Here is a 1,282-nt window from a genome sequence, read left to right on the forward strand (position 1 = left end):
TTGCCGCCCTTGGCAACGAAATCCTTAGTCAATTCGCGCATGAAACCGGGCGACGATGTGGTCAGATCGATCCAAATCTTGCCGGCGCAGTCCCCATGGATCAGGCCGTTCTCGCCTTTCAGAACCGCCTCGCAATGCGGAGGGCCAAAGACCATTGAAACGACGCAGTCAACCTGATCGATCAGAGCCTTCGGGCTATCGGCCCAAGTTGCACCCATGGCTATGTGGGGTTCGGCCGCCTCACGACGCAGATCAAAAACATAGGTTTCAAAACCCGCGCGGATGATGTTCTTGGCAGCGTTACCGCCCATAGTTCCAAGACCGATGAAGCCGACTTTCATGATAGAATCCTTCCTTATGTCGGTAGCTTTCTACGCGTGTGATGTATCATCAGTAAAACAATTTTGACCAATCAATGATATTGGAATATCCAATACTTCATGTATGACATCGATACGAAACTTCTGCGGTCTTTTCTCTCAGTTGCCACCGAACGCAGCTTTTCCAACGCGGCCAGTCGCTTGGGATACTCGCAGGCGACCATGTCGCAACGCATTCGTCAGCTCGAAGGGCTGTTGGGCGTTACATTGTTTGAACGCGGCTATCACAGTGTTGTCCTCACCCCCGGCGGCACCGAGTTGTTGCCCCATGCCCAGCGAGTGGTAGACGAGCACGACAACTTCCTGAACCGGGCTCGCAAAGGGCAGGTGTCAGGCAATGTGCGACTGGGGATTGCCGAGGACTATGTTTTACCGATGTTGGCCAATCTTCTGAAGCGCGTACAGCAAATTTATCCCGGCATCGAGTTGAGCATTGTTACTGGGCTCAGTCGAAACCTGTGCCAGCAGGTTGAAGCCCGCAATCTGGATCTGGCAGTGGTGACACTACCAGAGACCAAACCCGGGGCGCATATGCTGGCCGAACCTGAGTTGAAATGGGTAGCCGCCCCCGGCTTCCGACATGGAGAGGGAACGCCCTGGCCTATTGCCTTCTTTCCTGAGGGCTGTGCGTTCCGCGCCGCGGCCAAGAAATGTCTTGCTGAGCAAGGCATAGCGTTCCGTGAAGCTTTGGTCAGCCCCAGCGGGCAGGTTATTCAGAGCGCCGCCGCCGCGGAAACCGCTATTACCGTCATGGCATCGGGGACCATTCCTGTCGAGCTGCGCCCGCTTTCCAAGAGTTACCGGCTCCCTAACTTGCCAAGGACTTGCATTCAAATTGTAGAACGCGATAAGGGTCTGTCCAGCGCAGCCCTTCAAATCAAGGAACTGGTGATAAGCGCTTT

Annotated in this window: 2 protein-coding genes; one reads left to right on the plus strand and one right to left on the minus strand. The window is 54.8% G+C overall.

The features are described 5' to 3' along the window. On the minus strand, positions 1-341 hold a 341-nt coding region (locus tag AC2FLE_RS21370), incomplete at its 3' end, for an NAD(P)-dependent oxidoreductase (RefSeq protein ID WP_496699623.1). 99 nt (positions 342-440) lie between these two features. On the opposite strand from AC2FLE_RS21370, the gene AC2FLE_RS21375 reads away from it, so the two are divergent. Further along, positions 441-1,282 (plus strand): LysR family transcriptional regulator (locus AC2FLE_RS21375; protein WP_496699624.1); only part of this gene is annotated, 842 nt, incomplete at its 3' end.

It is taken from the genome of Ruegeria sp. CDSA077, assembly GCF_059612265.1.